14 protein-coding genes are annotated in these 13,321 nt (G+C 57.5%); 5 read left to right on the plus strand and 9 right to left on the minus strand.

Annotated elements, in window-relative coordinates; all coding sequences use genetic code 11:
* Positions 1-28 precede the first annotated feature (28 nt).
* Positions 29-2,110 carry a carboxy terminal-processing peptidase gene (locus FHL07_RS18270; protein WP_169916690.1) on the plus strand — a complete coding sequence of 694 codons (2,082 nt, stop codon included), beginning with the start codon at positions 29-31 and terminating at the stop codon, positions 2,108-2,110.
* A 55-nt stretch (positions 2,111-2,165) separates the two neighbouring features.
* On the opposite strand, the gene FHL07_RS18275 is transcribed toward FHL07_RS18270, so the two are convergent.
* The 4 genes from FHL07_RS18275 to FHL07_RS18290 all read right to left on the minus strand — a co-directional run bounded on the left by FHL07_RS18275 (position 2,166) and on the right by FHL07_RS18290 (position 4,451).
* Positions 2,166-2,609 (minus strand): tetratricopeptide repeat protein, encoded by a 444-nt coding sequence (locus tag FHL07_RS18275; RefSeq protein WP_095019105.1) that lies wholly within the window; start codon positions 2,607-2,609, stop codon positions 2,166-2,168.
* A complete protein-coding gene (locus FHL07_RS18280) occupies positions 2,610-2,978 on the minus strand; it encodes a hypothetical protein (RefSeq protein WP_095002139.1) in 369 nt (122 codons plus the stop codon).
* Positions 2,975-3,316 (minus strand): helix-turn-helix domain-containing protein, encoded by a 342-nt coding sequence (locus tag FHL07_RS18285; RefSeq protein ID WP_095019103.1) that lies wholly within the window; start codon positions 3,314-3,316, stop codon positions 2,975-2,977. Before FHL07_RS18285 ends, FHL07_RS18280 begins: the two co-directional genes overlap by 4 nt.
* A gap of 415 nt (positions 3,317-3,731) precedes the next feature.
* Positions 3,732-4,451: an FKBP-type peptidyl-prolyl cis-trans isomerase gene (locus FHL07_RS18290; protein ID WP_095002141.1), complete on the minus strand. Its 720-nt coding sequence runs from the start codon at positions 4,449-4,451 to the stop codon at positions 3,732-3,734.
* Between the two features lie 246 nt (positions 4,452-4,697).
* Here FHL07_RS18290 and FHL07_RS18295 point away from each other — a divergent pair, with 246 nt between their 5' ends.
* Both FHL07_RS18295 and FHL07_RS18300 read left to right on the plus strand, forming a co-directional pair.
* The gene (locus tag FHL07_RS18295) at positions 4,698-6,512 is read left to right on the plus strand and encodes a di-heme-cytochrome C peroxidase (protein ID WP_095002142.1); all 1,815 of its coding nucleotides are present in this window, start codon (positions 4,698-4,700) and stop codon (positions 6,510-6,512) included.
* 43 nt (positions 6,513-6,555) lie between these two features.
* Positions 6,556-7,695 (plus strand): catalase family protein, encoded by a 1,140-nt coding sequence (locus FHL07_RS18300; RefSeq protein ID WP_095023969.1) that lies wholly within the window; start codon positions 6,556-6,558, stop codon positions 7,693-7,695.
* Between the two features lie 140 nt (positions 7,696-7,835).
* Here FHL07_RS18300 and cysB read toward each other — a convergent pair whose 3' ends face one another.
* The 4 genes from cysB to FHL07_RS18320 form a co-directional block, all read right to left on the minus strand.
* Positions 7,836-8,810, minus strand: coding sequence for an HTH-type transcriptional regulator CysB (cysB, locus tag FHL07_RS18305; RefSeq protein ID WP_016780131.1), 975 nt, complete (start codon positions 8,808-8,810; stop codon positions 7,836-7,838).
* Positions 8,811-8,923: 113 nt separating this feature from the next.
* Positions 8,924-9,424 carry a universal stress protein gene (locus FHL07_RS18310; protein WP_095002144.1) on the minus strand — a complete coding sequence of 167 codons (501 nt, stop codon included), beginning with the start codon at positions 9,422-9,424 and terminating at the stop codon, positions 8,924-8,926.
* Between the two features lie 94 nt (positions 9,425-9,518).
* Positions 9,519-10,436: a 5'-nucleotidase gene (locus tag FHL07_RS18315; RefSeq protein ID WP_095026108.1), complete on the minus strand. Its 918-nt coding sequence runs from the start codon at positions 10,434-10,436 to the stop codon at positions 9,519-9,521.
* Positions 10,437-10,474: 38 nt separating this feature from the next.
* A complete protein-coding gene (locus FHL07_RS18320) occupies positions 10,475-10,801 on the minus strand; it encodes a thioredoxin (protein WP_095023971.1) in 327 nt (108 codons plus the stop codon).
* Between the two features lie 57 nt (positions 10,802-10,858).
* Between FHL07_RS18320 and FHL07_RS18325 the strand changes: the two genes are divergently transcribed.
* Entirely contained in the window at positions 10,859-11,305 is a 447-nt protein-coding gene (locus FHL07_RS18325; RefSeq protein ID WP_138738760.1) for a PilZ domain-containing protein, read from the plus strand.
* A 131-nt stretch (positions 11,306-11,436) separates the two neighbouring features.
* A complete protein-coding gene (locus tag FHL07_RS18330; protein ID WP_095002271.1) occupies positions 11,437-12,513 on the plus strand; it encodes a 3-deoxy-7-phosphoheptulonate synthase in 1,077 nt (358 codons plus the stop codon).
* Positions 12,514-12,628: 115 nt separating this feature from the next.
* Here the strand turns inward: FHL07_RS18330 and FHL07_RS18335 are convergent, their stop codons facing one another.
* The gene (locus tag FHL07_RS18335; RefSeq protein WP_019827604.1) at positions 12,629-12,910 is read right to left on the minus strand and encodes a GNAT family N-acetyltransferase; all 282 of its coding nucleotides are present in this window, start codon (positions 12,908-12,910) and stop codon (positions 12,629-12,631) included.
* Positions 12,911-13,321: the final 411 nt, after the last annotated feature.

Consider the following 13,321-nt stretch of genomic DNA (forward strand, 5'->3'; position numbering starts at 1 on the left):
TTATCAATTGCCCCCGCGTCGAATCAGCATGAAGCATTTATTCCCTAGCACCGCACTTGCCCTATTCATTGGCCTAGGCGTTTTGCCGTTTTCGGCCAATACGTTCGCCGCTAACAGTTGGGATAACCTTCAGCCCGATCGTGATGAGGTAATTGCCAGTCTTAACGTTGTTGAGCTGCTCAAGCGCCATCATTACAGCAAGCCGCCACTGGATGATGCCCGCTCGGCAATCATCTATGACAGCTATCTGAAGCTGCTCGACCCTTCGCGCAGTTACTTTCTGGCCAGCGATATTGCCGAATTCGACAAATGGAAATTCCAGTTTGACGACTTCCTCAAAAGCGGCGATCTGAACCCCGGTTTCATTATCTACAAACGCTATCTGGATCGCGTCAAATCGCGCCTGGACTTTGCGCTTGCCGAGTTGAACAAGGGCGTTGACTCGCTGGACTTCAATGCCAAGGAAACCCTGGAGATCGACCGCAAGGACGCTCCATGGCTCAAGACCGAAGCCGAACTCAACAACCTGTGGCGCAAACGCATCAAGGATGAAGTCCTGCGTCTGAAAATCGCCGGCAAAGAGCCTGCGAAAATCCAGGAACTGTTGACCAAGCGCTACAAGAATCAATTGTCGCGCCTTGACCAGACCCGCAGCGAAGACATCTTCCAGGCGTATATCAACACCTTCGCCATGTCTTACGATCCGCACACCAACTATCTGTCGCCAGATAACGCGGAAAACTTCGATATCAATATGAGCCTGTCGCTGGAAGGCATTGGCGCCGTGTTGCAGAGCGATAACGACCAGGTAAAAATTGTCCGTCTGGTGCCGGCAGGCCCGGCCGATAAAACCAAGCAGGTCGCACCGGCCGACAAGATCATCGGCGTTGCCCAGGGCGACAAAGAGATGGTCGACGTGATCGGCTGGCGTCTGGATGAAGTGGTCAAGCTGATTCGTGGCCCTAAAGGCTCCGTGGTGCGCCTGGAAGTGATTCCGGCGAGCAACGCGCCCAATGACCAGACCAGCAAGATCGTGTCCATCACCCGTGAAGCGGTGAAGCTTGAAGAGCAGGCGGCGAAAAAGTCGATCCTCAACCTCAAGCAGGATGGCAAGAACTACAAGCTGGGCGTGATTGAAATTCCGGCGTTCTACCTGGACTTCAAGGCGTTCCGTGCTGGCGACCCGAACTACAAGAGCACCACCCGTGACGTTAAAAAACTGCTGACCGAGTTGCAGAAAGAAAAAGTCGATGGCGTGATTATCGACCTGCGCAACAACGGTGGCGGCTCGTTGCAGGAAGCCACCGAACTGACCAGCCTGTTTATCGACAAGGGCCCGACCGTGCTGGTGCGTAATGCAGACGGCAAGGTCGACGTGCTTGAAGACGAAAACCCCGGGGCGTTCTACAAAGGCCCTATGGCATTGCTGGTCAACCGCCTGTCGGCTTCGGCTTCGGAGATCTTCGCCGGTGCCATGCAGGACTACCACCGCGCGCTGATTATCGGCGGCCAGACGTTCGGCAAGGGCACGGTGCAAACCATCCAGCCGCTGAATCACGGTGAGCTGAAACTGACCCTGGCCAAGTTCTACCGGGTTTCCGGCCAGAGCACCCAGCATCAGGGCGTTCTGCCCGACGTCGCCTTCCCGTCGATTATCGACACCAAGGAAATCGGCGAAAGCGCACTGCCTGAAGCCATGCCGTGGGACACTATCCGTCCTGCGATCAAGCCCGCCGTCGACCCGTTCAAGCCTTATATCGACAAGCTCAAGGCCGAGCACGAAGCCCGGGTGGCCAAGGATGCCGAGTTCATCTTTATCCGTGACAAACTGGCCCTGGCCGAGAAGCTGATGGCCGAAAAGACCGTCAGCCTCAACGAAGCCGAGCGTCGCGCCCAGCACGCCGATATCGATGCCAAGCAGTTGGTGATGGAAAACGCCCGCCGCCAGGCCAAGGGCGAAGCGCCGCTCAAGGAAATGAAGAAAGAAGACGAAGATGCACTGCCGGTCGAGCCTGAAAAGACCAAGCCGGAAGATGACGCCTATCTGAGTGAAACCGGGCGGATTCTGCTGGACTACCTCAAGCTCACCTCACAGGTGGCCAAGAAGTAAGTCAGATCGGTAAAAAAAGGGCGGCCCGCATGATGCGGGCCGCCCTTTTTATTGGCTAACGGTAAAGCCTGGCCATCTGCGGGTCAGCCATCAACCCCGGGCCACCCTGTTGATACAGCACCGCCAGCTTGTGCCCTGCCAGCGGGTGCCCGGCTTTTGCCGCCATCGTCCACCAGCGTGCAGCCTCGGCAGCGTCAGGCGTCTTGCTCAGCGTCCCTGCCAGGCTGAAAACGCCTACCTGGTAGGCTGCCTTGGCGTCACCACTGAGTGCCGCCAGACGCAACAAACGCACCCCCTCCTCCCTGGCGCCCATCCCTTGACCGCGAAAGGCCAGGATATGCCCGTAGAAACTTTGGGCACTGGTGCTGCCGAGGTTGGCCATGCGTGCGAACTGGCCCTCCATCCAGCGCCAGATACGCGGCTGACGGACACACCATGGCCAGTGAAACAACTTGCGCGCCAGCCAGTAACTCAGGCGCGCCTTGAGCCGCCAGAGCACTCAAGCCTCCTCGTGCTCGTAAACATACTCGAACACCCGCACCACCTCAGAGGCATGCCAGGACGCAGCGGCAATCCCGTCCGGCGGGCCGGGGAAACGCCCGAGGCGCTCCACGCATTCGAAAAAACCGGTACGTGGCAGACGGCTTGCACCCTGGCTGATCACCAGCGAACTGCGCAATGGCTGATCGGCCTTGGCATCCATCGCCGCCAGATGTTCAAGTGCGGCGGTGAGGGTCAACATGGCGGGGCTCGGCAATTGCAACCGTTCCAGTAATGCACGGTAAGTCAGCAAGTGGCGCTGTCGACGCGCCTGATCGAGTTCAGCCAACAACCCATCCCAGTGTTGACGACTGATGCGCACGTTCATGATGCTTCCCTCCAGCCTGCGATACCAAGCTCCCAGGCCAAGCTGCGACGGATAGCGAGGTCTGGCAGACGCTCGCCGGTTTCGATCATTCCCAGATATGACGGACTAATGCCTACCGTGCGTGCCAGCACCTCAAGGGCCAGGCCCTTGTTCTCGCGCAAGTGACGCAACTGATCGAGTCCGGGGTGCACCTGCTCGGGTGCCGGTGGCTGCAGATCCTTGTCAGGCTCGGCAACTGGCTCCTGGACTCCAGCAGCCTTGAGCAGTGCCTGATAACTCTCCCATGAAAGAACGGCGTATTCAGGCTCACCATTACGCTTGATGATTTGAAGATCCATTACTAAACCCCGTCAGACTTTTTTCGTAAATCGAGTCAGAACTTTCCCTTTGAGCTTAATCCTATCAGCCGCGAAGGTCTCTGGGGTTTTCACTCAAAAGTGAATAATTTGTGAAAACAACCGAAAAAGCCGTCATTTGCTGAAAATGTTATCCACACAAATTGTGGATAACCTTGTGAACAGAGCTGTTTTTCAACCCTGAAAGGCCCGTCCCATAAGGGCTGTACTCAGATCGGGCATTTTTTACACACATAAAAAAACCCATAAATTCATTGACTTGGCAGTCAGCAACTACTAGCCAAGAGAACTTATGGGTATTGAAAATACTGCAGGACAAAGCCTACAGAAACAAAAGGTGGACTACATAAACGACAACGCCCCGTCGAGACGGGGCGTTGCCTGTACCAGAAGCTGCTTACTGGGCAGCGTCTTGTGCCGGTTTTGCAGGGTCTTTGATGCCCAGCAGCTCCAGGTCGAATACCAGCACCGAATTGGCCGGGATAGCCGGGCTCGGGCTTTGCGCGCCGTAAGCCAGTTCGCTAGGGATATACAGCTTGTACTTCTCGCCAACGTGCATCAGTTGCAGGCCTTCAACCCAACCCGGGATCACGCCGCTAACCGGCAGATCAATCGGGCTGCCGCGCTCAACCGAGCTGTCGAACACCTTGCCGTCGATCAGTTTGCCTTCGTAGTGAACAGTGACTACGTCGGTAGCTTTTGGCTGAGGGCCATCGGCTTTCTTGATAACTTCGTACTGCAAGCCGGAAGCGGTAGTGACAACACCGGCCTTCTTGCCATTTTCTTCGAGGAATTTTTTGCCTGCCGCAGAGGCTTCTTCACTCATTTTGGTCAGACGTTCTTCGGCACGTTTTTGCAGGGCTGCGAACGCTTCGATCAGTTCGTCATCCTTGAGCTTTTGCTCTTTTTTGCCGACGGCATCTTCGATGCCCTGGGCTACGGCCTTGGAATCCAGATCATCCATGCCTTCTTGAGCCAGGCTCTTGCCCATGTTCAGGCCAATGCCGTACGAGGCTTTTTGCGCCGGAGTTTTCAGCTCTACGCTGGTCTGCGAATCACAACCCGCCAGTACCAGGCTTACCAGGGCCACAGCTGCCGCCAACCGATGCTGTTTCATGCTATTTCCTTGTTCATGCGCCAAATGGGCAATCGAATAAAGCCGCGAGCTTATCAGGCGGCCGCGACCAATGGCTACCGGCATAAGAGAGGCAATTGATGGATAAGTTCATGCATTAATAACAATTCATTTTAGCCGCAACTTTTGTTAACACATCGGTAAACCCGGCAATGCCCCCCCTGCTCTCTTGATGCCTGACCGCAGCTGAGGCATAAGGCTGTAATTATTTTTACAAGGAGCGTTACTGTGCGTCTGTTTTACCGTGTTCTGCTGGGGCTGCTGGTGGCTGTAGCCATGGGCCTTGGCCTGGTGATCTATTTTGTCGCCAATCCAAAACTGCCGGCCTACCAGCCTGTGCAGCAACTGCACTACCTGGATCAGTGGAGTCCTGCTGAGCGCCAGACCTACTATTACACCCCCCAGGGCACTCAGGTTAAAGGCCTGCATTACGACTGGTTCAGCGCCCTGGAGCTGCCGTTTTCCAAACAACCCTTCGCGGCCCCCGAGTACCTGGCGCGCTTCGGCTTTCTGGTGGACCCCAAGCAGCAGGCCAGTGCTGCCAACCCGGGTAACCTGCCAGTAGGCTTTACCCGCCACCAGAACCCCGGCAGCAACGTGGAGTATCTGGATATCACCTGCGCGGCCTGCCACACCGGCGAATTGCGTTTCAAAGGCCAGGCGGTGCGCATTGACGGGGCTCCGGCACAGCATGTGCTGCCATCGAGCGTGCCAACCCTGCGCGGCGGCAGCTTCGGCCAGGCGCTGGTCGCCAGCCTCGCAGCGACCTACTACAACCCGTGGAAATTCGAACGATTCGCCCGCACCGTACTGGGCGATCAATATGATGCGCAGCACCAGCAACTGCGCAAGGACTTCAAGGCATCGCTGGACACCTTCCTTGGCGTGGCCTGGAACGATACCCATCGCGGCCTTTATCCGACACTCGAAGGCCCGGGCCGTACCGATGCCTTCGGCCGGATCGCCAACGCCAGTTTCGGCGACGCTATTTCCCCCGACAACTATCGCGTGGCCAATGCCCCGGTAGACTATCCGCATCTGTGGGACATGTGGACCTTCGACTGGGTGCAGTGGAACGGGTCAGCCAAGCAGCCGATGGCACGCAACATCGGTGAGGCGCTTGGCGTGGGCGCGACCCTGAACTTTTTCGACAAACATGGCCAACCCCTGCAGGGCGATGCCCGTTATCCGTCCAGTGTTCGCGTTAACGATCTGCACCTGATCGAAGAAACCCTGCAAAAGCTCAAACCACCGGTCTGGCCTGAAGCGCTGTTCGGTAAAATTGACCGCCCACTGGCGGCCAAGGGTCGAACCCTGTTCAGCGAAAACTGCGCCGGTTGCCATGTACCGCCTGAAGTCGAAGAAAACGGGCGGATGGTCAAGCAACTCAAGTTGCTGCCTGTGGAAGTGATCGGTACCGACCCCAATACCGCCAATAATATCGCCGACAACCGCTACGACCTCAGTGCGCTGCAATGGGACGCAGAGGAGCTGGCCAGGATGAACGTCGACCTGTACCCCAGGACCGACGCACCTCTGGACATGAGCAAGCTGTCTGTGGCCAAGGGCCTGGCCTATGTCACCGCCTTTGTTGAAAAGCGTGCCTATCACGATGCCAATATCGGCCCCGAAGAACAGGATCGCCTCAACGGCTTTGGCTTGCCGATCGGCGTATTGGAGGTGCGTGCCTACAAGGCGCGGCCGCTGGACGGGATCTGGGCCACAGCACCCTTCCTGCACAATGGTTCGGTGCCTACGGTGTACCAATTGCTCTCGCCTCAGGCCGAGCGTGATCAGACCTTCTATCGCGGCAGTTTTGAATATGACCCGCGCCACCTGGGCTATCGCACCGAGGCCTTTGACGGCGGTTTTGTACTCGATACCCGCATCAGCGGCAACCACAACAGCGGTCACGAGTTCCGCGCCGGCCCTCGCGGCAACGGGGTCATCGGGCGGCTGCTGCAACCCGAAGAACGCTGGGCATTGCTGGAGTACCTGAAAGTGCTCGGCGGTCCTCTTGAGCAGGAATTGCCACAGCCATGAAAGATCTCCGTCATCTGAAAAAAATCGCTAAAAGGATGTTTGCATGCTGACCACTTTCTGGCTTCGACTCGGCAAATGGCTGGGCAAGCTGCTTTTACTGCTCGTTGCCCTAGGCTTGTTCGGTTGGGCGCTGGCCTCCGGCTGGTACGCCTGGCAACATCGCGGGCCGGTTTCGGCGCGCGAGCAGATCCCGGACGGTGAAGCCGCCATGACCCGGGACACCATCCAGACCGCAATCCGCATCGTCGACCAGCACCGCGAAAACACCCGCTACTTGCGCGATGCCCATGCCAAGGCCCACGGCTGCGTCAAGGCCGAAGTCGAGGTACTAGCCGACCTCGACCCGGCGCTGCGCCAGGGTGTGTTTGCCACGCCGGGCAAAACCTGGCAAGCGGTGATGCGCCTGTCCAATGGCAACGCCTACCCGCAGTTCGACAGCATTCGCGATGCCCGCGGCATGGCCATCAAGTTGCAGGACGTGCCCGGCACTCAACTGATGCCAGGCCAGCAAGGGCGCACCGAGCAGGACTTTGTGATGTTCAACCATCCCAATTTCTTTGTCAGCGATGTCGCTGAATACCGCCAGAACATCGGCGCGCAAGCCGATGGCAAAAAGGTCCTGGCGTTTTTCCCGTCCTGGGACCCGCGCAGCTGGCAAGTGCGCCATCTGTTTATCGCCCTGGCTACCCTGGCGCCTGCCCCGACCAGCCCGACACAAACGACATATTTTTCTGTGTCGCCCTACAAGTTCGGCACAGCCAATGCCAAGTACCGCGTAGCCCCTGACCCCGACAGTTGCCCGGCTTACAGCCTGCCCAAGCAGAATGAGGCGCTGCCCAATTTTTTGCGTAACGCCTTGAACCAGCAACTGTCAACGGATCGGGTGCCCGCCTGCTTTGTGCTGCAGATCCAGCGTCAGGACGCCAATCGTTTTATGCCGATCGAAGACACCAGCATCGAGTGGAAAGAATCGGACGCGCCCTTTGAAACCGTCGCACGGGTCAAGGTGCCAGCCCAGGACTTTGACACACCAGGCCAGAATCTGGCTTGTGACAACCTGTCGTTCAGCCCATGGCATGGCATTGAGGAACACCGGCCGATTGGCGGGATCAACCGCCTGCGCAAGGCGGTGTATGACGCGGTCAGCGACTATCGCCACGCACGCAACGCCGAGCAGCAATAACCCGCTCATTCGACAACGGGTGCGAACCAAATGTGGGAGCGGGCTTGCTCGCGATGCAGACGGCGCGATCCTTGAATCAGATCGCGTCGATGCCATCGCGGGCAAGCCCGCTCCCACAGGGGTAGTTCAGGGCCGGCGAATCAGTGAACCGGCAATTCCACGCCTTCAAACAGCTCTTCCAGCTCTTGCTTGTTGTGGCAGGCAATCGCTTTGGCCATCACTTCACGGGTGAGGTGCGGGGCAAATTTTTCGATAAAGTCGCACATGAATCCGCGCAGGAAAGTGCCACGACGGAAACCGATTTTGGTGATGCTGGACTCGAACAGCTCGCTGGCATCAAGGACCACCAGATCTTTATCCAGATTGGTGTCGACGGCCATTTTGGCCACGATGCCAACACCCAGGCCCAAACGCACATAGGTTTTGATCACGTCGGCGTCGGCAGCGGTAAATACCACTTTAGGGGTCAGGCCACGATGGCTGAACGCCTCGTCGAGCTTGGAGCGACCGGTAAAGCCGAACACATAGGTCACGATCGGGTATTCGGCCAGCGCTTCGAGGGTCAGCTTTGGCAGTTTGGTCAGCGGGTGACCCTGAGGCACCACGACGCAGCGATTCCATCGGTAGCACGGCATCATCACCAGGTCGCCGAACAGCTCAAGGGCTTCAGTGGCAATGGCAAAATCGACAGTGCCATCGGCGGCCATCTCGGCGATCTGCATGGGCGAACCCTGGTGCATATGCAGGGCTACGTCCGGATACTGCTTGATAAAGTTGCTGATCACCGGCGGCAATGCATAACGCGCCTGGGTGTGGGTGGTGGCAATCGACAGCGTACCCTTTTTCTCGTTGGAGAATTCCTGGGCGATCTGCTTGATGCTTTCGACCTTGCGCAGGATCTCGCCAGCGGTCGTGATGATGCGCTCGCCAGCCGGAGTGACGCGAGTCAGATGTTTGCCGCTGCGGGCAAACACCTCGACGCCCAGTTCGTCTTCAAGCAGGCGGATCTGTTTGCTGATACCCGGCTGTGAGGTGTAAAGACTCTGCGCGGTGGCCGAAACGTTGAGGTCGTGGTGCGCCACTTCCCAGATGTAGCGCAATTGTTGAAGCTTCATATGCATCCCTCAAAGCTGATAGGCGCCAAGGCATCGGCGGCGATATATAACTATATGGAAGGTTGGAATAAGAAATCTAGAACTTTTTTATCATTTTTATTGATTCATCAGCCTTACACATCAGCACTGCGCCGGCGCTGCATCAGGGGCACCAGATACACCGGTATCTTGGCCAGCTCGATAACTCGGGCGGCCGTACGCCCCAAATGCGATTCGCCCCCCGAGGGCTGGGCATGACTGCCCAGTATGAGCAGGTCTACTGAAAGCTTTTGCGACTGCTCCAGAATGACGTGTGAAGGCTCCCCTTGAATAACCTTGACCGATCGAATCAAGGCCAGTTCCTGTTCCCACCCCGCCAACTCTTCGCGAAGACTCTCCAATACCCGCAACTCGATATTGGAAAGCATTGTGCTCATGCCCTGCTGGTGCAGCTCGCTCAACGCCTGCTCATCGAGATAGCTCTGCAGTACCGACTCGGCAAACAGGCCCATGGGCTCAACCACATGCAACACAAACAGATCGGCGCTGAAACTGCGGGCCATACCAAGCGCATGCTGCATCACAACGGGCGCGTAAATGCCGAGGTCAGTGGCGTACAGGATTGAGCGAATCATGCGACCTTCCCGACAGCGTCAATATACGAAGTAAGTTGAGCTTAGCAGCGTCGGGACAAGTGCGATGCTCCGCTCGGCAACTCGCCGGCAATGCTTATTCGGGGGTGAAATCCCTGGATTCATTGCTGATGCCGTGAGGCACATGGCCGGTCGCCACCACCTGGCGCGCCCTCTCGCAATGACCGGCCTGGTCATCAAAAAATACATCCGCAGCAAAGGCTTCGAGAAAGGCCGATTTATCCAGCCCGCCCAGAAAAAGCGATTCATCCAGACGAATGTCCCAGTCACGCAACGTGCGGATCACCCGTTCATGGGCAGGCGCCGAACGGGCAGTGACCAGCGCAGTGCGAATCGGGCAGTTGTCATCGGGGAACTCGCGTTGCAACAGGTTTAAAGCCTCCAGAAAGCCCTTGAAGGGCCCGCCCCGCAGCGGATTGCGCGCAGACTCGCGCTCAAGGGACTGAAATGCCTCCAGGCCTCCGGACTGGAAAACCCGCTCCGACTCGTCGGAAAACAGCACCGCATCACCGTCAAAGGCAATCCGCAGTTCATTGCTTTCGGCACGCAGTGAGCCACCCGAGAGAATGGTTGCGGCTGCAAAACCCGCATCCAGGGCACTGCGCACATCCTCGGCATGGGTCGACAAAAACAGATCACAACCAAAAGCATTGAGATAGGGATGGGGGTTGCGCCCGCCCGAGAACGCTGCCCGGGAAATATTCAGGCCGTAATGCTGGATCGAATTGAACACCCGCAGCCCGGTATCGGCGCTGTTACGCGAGACCAGCACCACCTCGACCCGCTCCCGGCCAAGGCTGGCATTAAAGCTCAGGAGCTTCTTGACCAGCGCAAAGGCATCCCCCGGGGCCAGTACTTCATCTTCATGTTCGATCTGGTATTGCCGGTACGCCTCGATCCCCTGGGCCAGGTACACCTGATGGCTATCGCTCAAGTCGAACAGGGCCCGAGAAGAAATGGCCAGCACCAGCTTGCCCTTTAAGCCTTTGCTCATATCGCCTCCACAGCACTAAAGCGGGTTCAAACGTTGCTTCACGGTAGCTCGTCAGGCTCAAGCATCAAGGCCAGCCGAACATGATGTGCCAGCTCACCTTCGCTCAGGCGCGATTTCAACTCACCGTAAAAGGCCCCGTCGTGCACCACAAACAGGCTAGGCAGATGGAAAATTTCGTAGCGCTCGACCAACCCGCCGTTGTTGCCGGCATCAATCCAGCACAACCGTTCAACGGGCAATTGCATGCCGGGCAGCATGCGCCGGGCCACCCGGCACGCCGAACAGCCCGCACCGGTAAAGATGACCAGCGAGGTGCCGGGAAGTGCCAGCAGTAGCTGGTCGGCATCAAAGTCAGTCAGTTCCATCGCAGTCACTATACTCATAAGACAATACTAATTTAATGGCACCTGGAGTCCGAATTCATGGGTCGTTTTTTACCTCACCCAGATGATATTCCCGTTGAGATAACGCTACGCAACCAACCTTCACTGCCGCGCCAGAAGCTGCACTCTATCAGCCTCGGCGGCGTGGCATGCAACAGCGACAGAAGCTGGCGATGCGGCACCGCCGTTGATATGTCCATGCCTACCCTGGGGGAAAACGCACGTTATCCGGGCTATATAGCCTGGTGCGAAAAGCGCAAGGAGGGTTACCGCATCGGCGTTGCCTTGATTGATGAACAAACCCTGTTTGGTGCGCGAATGGGCGAACAGGTCTGTCAGATCGAACACTTCTCACGCCTGCAGCAGCAACAAAGCCCCTGCCCCCAGGACCTGCAAGCCCTGGCTCTGAAATGGGTCACTCATCACGCCGTGGAGTTCTCGCAAGCCACCATGGACCACGCAATGGCGCAGGCCGTGCTGGATTAAAGCTGTACCTGCCCATTGTCGACCTACCGGATAACGCGTTAAGGTTCGGCTCCCCGATGCGCTCAATCAAGCTGTGCTCCGCCGCACGGGGATCGCTGGCGGCCGGCACCCGTGACCTGACGAGTAACACGATGGCTGATTTACCGATCGACGACCTAAACGTTGCCTCCAACGAAACCCTGATCACCCCTGAACAGCTCAAACGCGAGATTCCTCTCAGCGAAACAGCGCTGCGGACCGTGACCAAAGGGCGCGAGGTGATTCGCAACATCCTGGATGGCACTGACCATCGACTGTTCGTTGTCATCGGGCCTTGCTCGATTCACGATCTCAAGGCTGCCCATGAATACGCCGAGCGCCTGAAGGTGCTTGCGGCTGAAGTCAGCGACACGCTGTATCTGGTCATGCGGGTTTATTTCGAAAAGCCCCGTACCACCGTGGGCTGGAAAGGCCTTATCAACGACCCGTATCTGGACGACTCGTTCAAGATCCAGGACGGTCTGCATATTGGTCGCAAACTGCTGCTGGACCTGGCCGAAATGGGCCTGCCAACCGCAACTGAAGCCCTCGACCCGATTTCCCCGCAGTACTTGCAGGACCTCATCAGCTGGTCGGCCATCGGCGCACGCACCACTGAGTCCCAGACTCACCGTGAAATGGCGTCCGGCCTGTCTTCGGCCGTAGGCTTCAAGAACGGCACCGATGGCGGCCTGACGGTTGCGATCAATGCCTTGCAGTCGGTTTCAAGCCCGCATCGTTTCCTGGGTATCAACCAGGAAGGCGGCGTGTCGATCGTCACCACCAAGGGCAATGCCTACGGTCATGTGGTATTGCGCGGCGGCAACGGCAAACCGAACTATGACTCCGTCAGCGTTGCGCTCTGCGAGCAGGCACTGACCAAGGCCAGGATCACCCCGAACATCATGGTCGATTGCAGCCACGCCAATTCCAACAAGGACCCGGCCCTGCAGCCGCTGGTCATGGAAAACGTGGCCAACCAGATCGTCGAGGGCAACCAGTCGATTATCGGCCTGATGGTTGAGAGTCACTTGAACTGGGGCTGCCAGGCAATTCCTAAAAACCTTGAAGACTTGCAGTACGGCGTGTCGATCACTGATGCCTGCATCGACTGGTCGGCTACCGAGACCACCTTGCGCAGCATGCATGCCAAGCTCAAGGATGTGTTGCCAAAGCGCACCCGCGGCTAACACCCCATGTGGGAGCGGGCTTGCTCGCTCCCACAATAGTTTGGCGCCAGTTCCGCACGGTTGCAGACGCATACAAAAACGCCGGGCATGCCCGGCGTTTTTGTGTGCGTGTTCTTCAGGTATTGGCCTGAGGGCGCTTGTGGCGTTCCATATAGCGCTCAACGTATGAACACGAGGGAATCACCTCATAGCCCATCTTGTCTGCGTAATCGAGCGCCTGCTCCGTCAAGGCTGCCGCAATACCCCGACCACGCAGGGCGTTAGGCACAAACGTGCGATAGATATCCAGAGTCTGCTTGCCCAGATCCATGTAGGTCAGGTAAGCACGATGACCGTCGACAGTGGTCTCAAACTGGTGACCTGCCTGGTCATGGTGGATAGACAACGCCTCGCTCATCATTGCTCCTCGCGGGTCTTGTAGTGTGACCCCTACCTTACTGATGTTTTTCCGCCGAGGGAACTACTACGCCATCACGCACGCGCTGCCAGCCCGGAATGTGCCGGCAGGCCTGATTAGAGAGTAGCCACTCTAGTGCAAATGTTCACTTCCCGGGGCAGCCAGCTGTCAGCAGATCAGGCCCGCCCAAACGTTTCGCCGGCCCGACATCCTTGACCCGGCCCTGAACATTTTCCGGAAGGTTGAGGCTATGACGTACAACCGCACTTAAAGTCACGCTGCGCCATCACTCTGATGCCACTTCGTGCACTCCAAACTGACTGTTTTACAAACACAATCTGTTAAAGCTAGCCTACCGAGATTGCCAGCCAATTATTTTTTTTGGTTCTTGCGCTAGGTCATTTTACTTAC

The sequence above is a fragment of the Pseudomonas sp. FSL W7-0098 genome (assembly GCF_005930585.1).
GTDB lineage: Bacteria > Pseudomonadota > Gammaproteobacteria > Pseudomonadales > Pseudomonadaceae > Aquipseudomonas > Aquipseudomonas bubulae.

Excerpts from the sequence above, each read along its gene's own strand:
- FHL07_RS18320 (WP_095023971.1), bottom strand. The coding sequence starts at position 10,801 with ATGGAACTGACTGACTTTGATGCCGACCAGCTACTGCTGGCACTTCCC.
- cysB (WP_016780131.1), bottom strand. The coding sequence starts at position 8,810 with ATGAAGCTTCAACAATTGCGCTACATCTGGGAAGTGGCGCACCACGAC.
- FHL07_RS18335 (WP_019827604.1), bottom strand. The coding sequence starts at position 12,910 with ATGAGCGAGGCGTTGTCTATCCACCATGACCAGGCAGGTCACCAGTTT.
- FHL07_RS18325 (WP_138738760.1), top strand. The coding sequence starts at position 10,859 with ATGGGTCGTTTTTTACCTCACCCAGATGATATTCCCGTTGAGATAACG.
- FHL07_RS18330 (WP_095002271.1), top strand. The coding sequence starts at position 11,437 with ATGGCTGATTTACCGATCGACGACCTAAACGTTGCCTCCAACGAAACC.
- FHL07_RS18280 (WP_095002139.1), bottom strand. The coding sequence starts at position 2,978 with ATGAACGTGCGCATCAGTCGTCAACACTGGGATGGGTTGTTGGCTGAA.
- FHL07_RS18290 (WP_095002141.1), bottom strand. The coding sequence starts at position 4,451 with ATGAAACAGCATCGGTTGGCGGCAGCTGTGGCCCTGGTAAGCCTGGTA.
- FHL07_RS18310 (WP_095002144.1), bottom strand. The coding sequence starts at position 9,424 with ATGATTCGCTCAATCCTGTACGCCACTGACCTCGGCATTTACGCGCCC.
- FHL07_RS18270 (WP_169916690.1), top strand. The coding sequence starts at position 29 with ATGAAGCATTTATTCCCTAGCACCGCACTTGCCCTATTCATTGGCCTA.
- FHL07_RS18285 (WP_095019103.1), bottom strand. The coding sequence starts at position 3,316 with ATGGATCTTCAAATCATCAAGCGTAATGGTGAGCCTGAATACGCCGTT.
- FHL07_RS18300 (WP_095023969.1), top strand. The coding sequence starts at position 6,556 with ATGCTGACCACTTTCTGGCTTCGACTCGGCAAATGGCTGGGCAAGCTG.
- FHL07_RS18315 (WP_095026108.1), bottom strand. The coding sequence starts at position 10,436 with ATGAGCAAAGGCTTAAAGGGCAAGCTGGTGCTGGCCATTTCTTCTCGG.